This is a genomic window from Brevundimonas sp. CURTG3B2_SDJG (assembly GCF_057364705.1).
On the sequence record NZ_JBNFOJ010000012.1, the window covers coordinates 12,501 to 20,894 of the forward strand.

Genomic DNA, 8,394 nt, shown 5'->3' on the forward strand with positions numbered 1-8,394 from the left:
TCGCTAGGACACCGCCGCCTGCGTTTCTCTTTCCAGATCAACGATTTCAAAGACCCGAACCGGAAGCTTTCCGGCCCAACCGTTTAGCGCCCGGTCTCGGCGGAGGCGGCGATTTAGTCGCCTCAGAAGTTCGTGTCAAGCGATCATTCCGAAGAACGATCCCTTTTTTCCGGGCCCCGCCGAAGCGAGGGAGGCGGGTGTTTACCGCCTCATTTTCCTGCGTCAAGCGGTTCTTTTTAAAGAAGAACCATTCTCTTCAGGACCGCCCCGGAAGGCGATGGAGGCGGGTGTTTAGCGCCTCCGTTTTCCGTGTCAAGCGGTTCTTTTTAAAGAAGAACCTCTCTCTGCGGAGCCGCCCCGGAGGGCGGTGGAGGCGGGCTTCTAGGGAAGGCCGCTCTCCGTGTCAACCGGGCTTTTCAGCCATCTCGCGGAGCGGAAGATCGAGACCTTCCAAACCGCAAAAAACCGCCAGGAGGAGAGCCGAGAGGCTTCCCTCTGTGTTCGTTTCCGACGATTCGATTGGAGCGCGGAATCTAACCAAACCGCCTTTCAGAAGCAAGAGCCTTTCGGCTCTTTTTTCCGGTGGGGACTGGGAGGCTTTCGTCTCCGCGGCCCCGGCGGCCGGCCCGTTTCCGAGCGAGGCGGCGATATACGCAGCAGCCTTTCCCGCCGCAACCCGATTCTGAAGCTTTTTTGAACTTTCTCGCCGACTCCCGGTCGCTGGAGCCGCTCCGCCACGCCGGCGATCAGCCCGCCGATATATATGTACGCAGGGACTCGGCCTCATGAGTGGCCTCGGCGATCTGGCATTTGACCACGTCGCCGATCGAGATGACCCCGGCCAGTCGGCCCGCGGCCAGGACGGGCAGGTGGCGGATCCGGCGCTCGGTCATCCGCTCCATGAGAATCCCGACCGTCTCGGCCGGGGCGGTGAACACGACATCCGCCGTCATGAACTCCGAGACCGGCCGGTCCAGGCCGATCTTGCCCTCGCGCGCGACGGCCCGGACGACGTCCCGTTCGGACAGCACGCCCACCACCTTGTCCCGGTCGCAGACGATCAGGGCGCCGACCCGCCGGGCCTCCAGCTCGGCGCATGCCTCCGCCAGCGTCAGGTCCGGCCCGACCGCATAGACGGCGTCTCCCTTGTCCTTGAGAATCTCGGCGACAAGCATCGCGGCTCTCCCTCTCTATAGAGTGCGGCCGCGGACGGGCCGCTTCACGCCGGAGGGTCGCGCAGATCGGCTGGCGAATCAAATGCGGGCATCCGGAGACCGAACGCCTTCGCCCAGGGGCCGATCGCCAGGAGGCCGAAGAGGAAGCCGAAGGCGTGCGCCTCCCAGGCGATCTGCAGCCCCTCCGCGCCGGGAGCGAATCCGATAAGGCCGATCAAGGCGTTGACCGCCATCAAAGCCAGGGCTGTCGTCACCACGCGCCGGTCCGTCAGCGGCCGAAGCCGCCCATTCCGCCGCCCCAGCAAACGAATCGCGGCCCCGGTCAGGCCGAACACGGCGCCGGACGCGCCGACCATGACGTCCTGATTGCTCATATGCACCAGCCCGTAGCCCACGGCCGCCGCCACGCCGCACGCCATATAGAAGAGCAGAAAGGCCGCTCCCCCTCGCAGTCCCGGGAAAAGCCGCGCCACCGGCGGGGCGAAGGCCAGGGCGCCGGCGGCGTTCATCCCGACATGGGCCCAGTTGGCGTGCAAAAACATCGCCGTCAGCACGCCGGGCCACCATCCGCCGTCCGCCAACGAGCCGGGCCGAAAGGCCAGACCCAGCCATTCGGCTGGAGGAAGCGCCTGCTGGACCAGATACAGGGCGGGAATCGAGACGGCGACGAGCACCGACGCCGTCGGCGCATTGAAGATCCGTTCGGGCGGCGCGTCGGTCAGGGGAGCCTCGTAGGTGAAAGTCCGTCCGGATTGGTCGCCGACCGGCGCTCTGGCAAGCGGTTCTTAATAACCATGACCCAGATTGGCTCCCCGGATGCTTAGCGTCCCGTAAACCGTATTCCCGCGGAGTGCCGCCATGTCTGTCCGTCTGAAGGCCGCCACAGCGATTTCGCTCGCCGCCCTGATGGCTCCCGCCGGCGCCTTCGCGCAATCGGCCGGCTCGTCCGGCATGGGCAGTCTGCAGGCCGGCTACGGCGGTTCGCGCTACACCACCGCCCGTCCCCAGACCGGATCGACCCGTGACGAGAACGGCAATCGCCTGATCGTGAACGGCATCATCCAGTCCGGCGCCAGCGCCTACTCCAGCCAGACAGGCGGCGTGTCGTCCAACTGGGGCGGCGTCGGCGGTTCGGGCGGTCCGACGATCGGCGGCTCGACCGCCATCGGCAACAACCTGAACGTCGTCGTCCAGGGCAATCACAACACCGTCATCGTGAACTCCAGCCAGGTCAACAACGGCAACGTCACCGCCGGCACCGACCTCAACCGCCCGAGGCGTCCATGAACTCTGGCCGGATCTTTCGGCACGCTAGGACCGCCGGCGCCGCCTGCGCGGTCGCCGCTCTGCTGAGTGGCTGCATCTCGGCCTCGGCCGGGCCCGCGGGCACCTACGCCGCCCCGATCGGCAACGCGCCGGTCATCGCCAATCCGACGCCCTATTCGGCGGCGCTGTATTGCATGGCCGATTACGCCCGGCGCTACAGCCTCCCCTCCCCGCGCATCGCCGTGGGCCGGATCAGCGACTACACCGGCACGGTCTCGGCCGACGGAGGCCGACAGATCACCGGCGGCGCCTCGCTGATGGCCAACACCGCCCTGGCCAAGGCCGGCGCCCGGATCGTCGAGCGCTACGACACCTCCGTGTCCGAACTCGAATTGCGCTACGCCAACAATCGCCTGATCGGCGATGAAGGCCCCGGCGGCGCGGAAGACACCCAGTACCGCCGCATCCTGCCGGCCAGGTCCCGGGATCCGACTTCTACATCGTCGGCGGCATCACCGAGGTGAACTACAACATCCGCTCGGGCGGCTTCGACATGGCCGCCGGCCAGGTCGAGACCAAGACGCCGCTGTCGACCGCCTTCGCGGGCAAGTCCTATGTGATGAACATCGCCATCGACCTGCGCCTGGTCCAGACCACCACGCTCGAGGTCGTGGACGTGGTCTCGTATCAGAAGCAGATCATCGGCCGGGAGATCTCCGCCGGGGTGTTCGACTTCCTGAACGGCAACGTCTTCGACATCTCGGCCGGAGAAGGCGGGCTGGAGCCGGTGCAGCTGGCCGTGCGCGCCCTGATCGAGCGGGCGACGGTCGAATTCATGGCCAATCTGTACGGCGCCCCCGGCCCCGACATTTGCCTGTCCGCCGGCCCCGACCCCCTGGGCGGCACCGTCGGCCCGACCGGCGGCTACTATGCGGCTTACCCCAACACGGACACCAACAATGGCGATACCCGTGCGGATCCGTCTCGCTGGCACGATCGCCGCGACGGCGCTGTGCGTCGCAGCCGGTACTGAGGCCGCGGCGCAAACGCCGCCTGGCGGCGCCATCGTCCTGAACGAACAGCTGCAGCTGGGCGACGTCTTCTCGCACCAGGTCCTGAATGTCGTGGACGCCACCGAACAGGTGACCGCAGACACCTCCAGCCGAGGCAACACGGCGTCGGGTTCGGTCGAGAATGAGTCGATCACGGTCCAGTCCAATCAGGACATGCGCGGCGACTCGCTCGCCCGGACGGACGTGGTCCTGAGCGGCGACACCGGCGGCGAGGTCAACATCCTGACCCAGGCCGGCGGCAACTATCTGGCCGTCAGCGCCTACGACGCCGGGCTGACGGTCGAGGCGACGCAGTCCAACACCGGCGGCATGGTCAGCGCGACCAGCGAGGTCGGAGACGAGAACGCGCGCCTGCTGTCGGGCGGCTCTGTCGCCGCTTCGGCCATCTCGAACACCACCGCCCTGTACGGCGAAGGCTCGGCCCTGAACGGGTCGATCGACCAGTCGTCTTCGGCGACTGTGCGCTCGTACAGCCGGGTCGACAGTCAGTACATTCCGGCCGAGGCCGCGGTCACCGCTCAATCGATCGTCAACGCCGTCGCGGTGAACAGCGGCCAGACCTCGGGTCAGGACCTGACGATCCGCCAGAGCTCGACCGGCGACTTCATCGAGGCCGAATCCAGCGCCAACACCGGCAATGGCTGGGACCTGGCCTCCCGCGCGCGGCCACTGCGAACCAGGCCGTGCTCTACAACGAGGGCGGCTCGGTCGTGACGACCTCGGAACAGACCAACTCGGCCTACGTCCGCGCGGCAGCCACCACCACCGCCTACGACTACGGCCGCGCGGAAGCCTATGCGCGCGGCGCGGCGAACGAGCTGTCGGTCGGGAACAACGACATCTACGTCGAGATCGACAACACCCAGATCAATACCGGCGGCGTCGACGTTTCGGCGACCTTCTCGGGCACGAACGGCTACGACGTCTATGTGGGAGCCGACGCCGTCGGCAATTCCGTCACCGGCTACGCTTGCTCGACCTGCCAGGGCTATCTGGAGGCCACGAACAGTCAAACCAACTCCGGCGACGTCTCGGCCCGGGCCAACACAACGGTCGCGGCTCTGGCCGGGCGGTCATCACGGGCGCCAACGCGGTGGGCAATTCGGCGACCTTTTACGTCTCACGGCCCTCACATTAATCTTCGGTAACTTGAGCGCCGCCCTCCCGTCCCCGATGGGTTGAACCCGGGGGCGGCGTCATTCTGAATATCCGCGGTCCCTCCCTTTCTTCCGGCGCACCCGCGATCGGGTCCTTCGCGCCTATCGGAGTGACCGACCCATGCGTTCCGCACGCCTCCTTCTTCTCGCCGCGGCGTCCTTCGCCGCGCTCACGGCGGCGTCGCCCGCCCTGGCCCAAGCCCAGGTCGCGCCGACCGATCCGTGGGCCCAGGCGACCAGTGACATCCCAGCCGACGCCAACGTGCGCTTCGGCGTCCTGCCCAACGGCATGCAGTACGCCATCATGCGCAACGCCACGCCGCCCGGTCAGGCGTCGTTCCGCCTGCGCATCGACGCCGGCTCTCTGATGGAGAACGAGAACCAGCTGGGCCTGGCTCACTTCATGGAGCACATGGCCTTCAACGGGACGACGAACATCCCGGAGAACGAGCTGCTTCGCATCTTGGAGCGCCGCGGCCTGGCCTTTGGCGCGGACACCAACGCCTCCACCGGCTTCGACGAGACGGTGTACATGCTGGAAATCCCGAACGCGGACGCCGGAACGGTCGACGATTCCCTGCGCATCCTGCGCGAACAGATGTCCGAGGCGCTGATGGCTCCGGACGCCGTCGAGGCCGAGCGCAACGTCATCGTGGGCGAGGAGCGCCTGCGCAATACGCCGGGCCTTCGGTCGATCAAGGCCCAGTTGGCGCTCTATGCGCCGGGGCAGCGGATCTCCAACCGCCTTCCGATTGGTGATCTGGAGATCATCCGCACCGCGCCGCGTGACCGGTTCGTGGAATTCTACCGCGGCTACTACCGGCCCGAGCGCGCGACCTTCGTCGCCGTCGGCGACTTCAACGTCGACGAAATGGAAACCAAGGTCCGGGCCGCCTTCGAAAGCTGGCAGGGCGTCGGTCGCCGGCCGTCCCGAGCCGACCTGGGCACCGTCGCGCCGCGCGGGCCGGAAACCCGTATCCTGGTTGAGCCGGGCGTCCAGTCGTCGATCGAACTGGGCTTCATCCGCAACCCCGACCGTGATCCCGATTCGGTCGCCGAGCGCCGAGACAACCTGGTCCGCCGGCTTGGCATCGCAGTGCTGAATCGGCGCCTGGGCGAGATCGCGCGGTCTGACAATCCGCCGTTCCTGAACGCCAACGGCGGCGAGTTCGACTTGGCCGACAGCTTCGGCGTGGCCTCGGTCTCGGCCCGCTACAATGTCGGCGAATGGAAGCGCGCCCTGGAGGCCATCGATCAGGAGCAGCGCCGCCTGGTCCAGTACGGCGTGTCGGACGCCGAGCTGCAACGCGAGATCACCGAGGTTCGCACCGCCTTGGAGACCGCCGTCGCCGGCGCCGCCACGCGCCGCACGCCGGCCCTGGCCAACGCCCTCGCGGGATCGGTGAATAGCAAGACCGTCTTCACCGCCCCGCAGACCAACCTGGATCTGTTCAACGCCTCGGTCCAGGGCCTGACGGCGGCGACCGTCAACCAGACCCTGCCCCGGGTCTTCCAAGGCGAAGGCCCGCTGGCTCTGGTGGTCACGCCCGAGCCGATCGAAGGCGGCGAAGCGGCCGTGACCGCCGCCCTGGAGGCGTCCCGCCAGACGCCGGTGAGCGCCCCGGCCGCCCAGGCTCAGCTCGATTGGCCCTATGAGACTTTCGGGACGTCGGGAACCGTCGCCAGCCGTCGCGAGATCGCCGAGGTCGGCGCGACCGTCGTCACCTTCGCCAACGGCGTGACGCTGACCGTCAAACCGACCGAGTTCCGCGACGAGCAGATTCTGGTTCGCGTGGACACCGGGATCGGCGAACTGGGTCAGCCGACCGACCGCCCGACCGTCGAAGGCCTGGGCTCGAATGTCTTCACCGCCGGCGGACTGGGCAAGCTGACTCTGGATGAGATGAGCCGGGTGCTGAACGGCCGGGTGTACTCCGTCGGCTTTAGCGCCGGCAGCGACCGCTACAGCTTCTCGGGAGCCACCCGACCGGCCGACCTGCCGCTGCAGATGCAGGTGCTGACGGCCTATCTGACCGATCCAGGCCTGCGTGCGGCCCCCTTCCAGCTGCTCAAGTCGGCCTATGGCGCCCAACTGACCCAGGCCCGCGCCACGCCGGGCGGCGCCTTCGCCGTTGACGGAGGCAGGGTGTTCAGCAGCGGCGACGCCCGCGACGGCCTGCCGTCCGCGGAGGCGGTGGCTGGCTGGACCAACGATCAGTTGAAGGCCGAGATCACGCGCGGCCTGTCCAGCGGACCGATTCACGTCACCATCGTGGGGGACGTCACCGTGGACGACGCCATCGCGACGGTCGCCTCCACCTTCGGCGCTCTGCCCTCGCGCGGCCCCGACGCCCAGCCCCTGCCGGGATCGGACCAGAAGCGTTTCCCGGCGCCGACCAGCCAGCCCATCGAATTCACCCATACCGGACCGGCCGAACAGGCCCTTGCAATCGTCGCCTGGCCGACCACCGACCAGATCGGCGACCGCACCGAGGCGCGTCAGCTTTCGATCCTGAGCGCGGTCCTGCGGCTGCGGGTGCTGGAGGAGATTCGCGAGAAGCAGGCCCTGGCCTATTCGCCGGGCGTGGGTTCGCAGTTCTCGGACGTCTTCCCCGACTATGGTTTCATGCTGGTCCAGGGGGAGATCGCGCGCAGCAACATCCCGGCCTTCTACGCCGCGGTGAACGCGATCGCCGCATCGCTGCGGGACGCGCCGCCCTCGGACGACGAACTGAACCGTGCCCGCCTTCCGGCCATCGAGCGCCTGCGCCTCAGCCAGGCGACCAACGAGTACTGGCTGGGCCAGCTCGCCGACGTCGCCGAACGGCCGGCGGACGTGCAGCAGATCGTTAACAACATCGCCGTGCTGGAAGCCGTCACGCCGGCGGATGTGCAGCGTCTGGCCCAGCGATATCTGGTCGACGCCAAGGCCGTGCAGGTCCAGGTGGTCTCGTCCACGCCCGCCGCGCCGGCCCCGTAGCGCACGAAAAAGGCCCCGGTCCGCTTGGACCGGGGCTAGTCGCTTCTCAGGATCGTCGACGAAGAGCCGACGACGATCATCCTGCGCTCGGCCGCCTGACGGCAGGCTGAACGCGGCGTTCAACCCGCGTCAGAACACCCGGCCGCCGACGCCGCCGTCCAAGGTGATGGCCCCGCCGGACACGGCGACCCCGGCTTCCTCGATCACTTCCTCGCGGTATTCGGTATAGGTCTCCTCGCGGATCCAGGTCAGGATCTTGACGCCCGCGCCGTACCGGCGAAGCAGCGAGCGTTCGTTGCATTCGCGCTCGGCCTTCTGCGGGCGGCATTCGATCTGGCCCCGGCCATGCCACAACGCCTCACCCTTGCGGCAACTCATGGTCTCGCCGTGATCGAAGCGGATGTCGCCCATGTATTCGGCCCAGGTGATCTGTAGCCAGGTGCCCGCCAGACAGCGGTACAGCTCGCCTTCGTAGCCCATCTCGACCTCGCGGTCGGGCCGGACCTGGGACGCGGGGTGCGGGATGTTGCGGTCGTCGATGCAGACCGCCTGAATCACCACGCGCTTCTCCCAACGGCGACGGGCTTCATAGGGCACGCGAATCGTCTGACGCGTCCGGGCTCCTTCGACCATCAGCCCGTTGATCGTGGTCGGATACGGTTGATCGACGGTCACATAGGCCGATCCGCCGCCGCCGACCCAGACGCTGCCGCCCGCGCGGCGTTGAGCCCGGCCCTGGACCG

5 protein-coding genes and 2 pseudogenes are annotated in these 8,394 nt (G+C 67.7%); 4 read left to right on the forward strand and 3 right to left on the reverse strand.

Annotated features, from left to right (window positions below; all coding sequences use genetic code 11):
• Positions 1 to 746: 746 nt before the first annotated feature.
• Both AC2W7C_RS01515 and AC2W7C_RS01520 read right to left on the reverse strand, forming a co-directional pair.
• A complete protein-coding gene (locus AC2W7C_RS01515; protein WP_485999855.1) occupies positions 747 to 1,175 on the reverse strand; it encodes a CBS domain-containing protein in 429 nt (142 codons plus the stop codon).
• A 44-nt stretch (positions 1,176 to 1,219) separates the two neighbouring features.
• Complete coding sequence (locus AC2W7C_RS01520) at positions 1,220 to 1,849, reverse strand: rhomboid family intramembrane serine protease (protein WP_485999856.1); 630 nt, start codon at positions 1,847 to 1,849, stop codon at positions 1,220 to 1,222.
• A gap of 184 nt (positions 1,850 to 2,033) precedes the next feature.
• Here AC2W7C_RS01520 and hfaA point away from each other — a divergent pair, with 184 nt between their 5' ends.
• The 4 genes and pseudogenes from hfaA to AC2W7C_RS01540 all read left to right on the forward strand — a co-directional run bounded on the left by hfaA (position 2,034) and on the right by AC2W7C_RS01540 (position 7,651).
• Complete coding sequence (gene hfaA / locus AC2W7C_RS01525) at positions 2,034 to 2,462, forward strand: holdfast anchoring protein HfaA (protein ID WP_485999857.1); 429 nt, start codon at positions 2,034 to 2,036, stop codon at positions 2,460 to 2,462.
• Positions 2,459 to 3,474 (forward strand): annotated as a pseudogene (hfaB, locus tag AC2W7C_RS01530) (holdfast anchoring protein HfaB). The gene hfaA and the pseudogene hfaB overlap by 4 nt, the downstream one beginning before the upstream one ends.
• Positions 3,401 to 4,662 (forward strand): annotated as a pseudogene (gene hfaD, locus AC2W7C_RS01535) (holdfast anchor protein HfaD). The pseudogenes hfaB and hfaD overlap by 74 nt, the downstream one beginning before the upstream one ends.
• Positions 4,663 to 4,792: 130 nt before the next feature.
• A complete protein-coding gene (locus AC2W7C_RS01540; RefSeq protein WP_485999858.1) occupies positions 4,793 to 7,651 on the forward strand; it encodes a M16 family metallopeptidase in 2,859 nt (952 codons plus the stop codon).
• A 129-nt stretch (positions 7,652 to 7,780) separates the two neighbouring features.
• On the opposite strand, the gene AC2W7C_RS01545 is transcribed toward AC2W7C_RS01540, so the two are convergent.
• Positions 7,781 to 8,394: hypothetical protein (locus tag AC2W7C_RS01545; protein WP_485999859.1), on the reverse strand; the 614-nt coding region annotated here is incomplete at its 5' end.

What these genes read in the sequence shown, in the direction of transcription:
- AC2W7C_RS01515 (WP_485999855.1), bottom strand. Translation starts at nt 1,175, where the DNA reads ATGCTTGTCGCCGAGATTCTCAAGGACAAGGGAGACGCCGTCTATGCG.
- hfaA (WP_485999857.1), top strand. Translation starts at nt 2,034, where the DNA reads ATGTCTGTCCGTCTGAAGGCCGCCACAGCGATTTCGCTCGCCGCCCTG.
- AC2W7C_RS01540 (WP_485999858.1), top strand. Translation starts at nt 4,793, where the DNA reads ATGCGTTCCGCACGCCTCCTTCTTCTCGCCGCGGCGTCCTTCGCCGCG.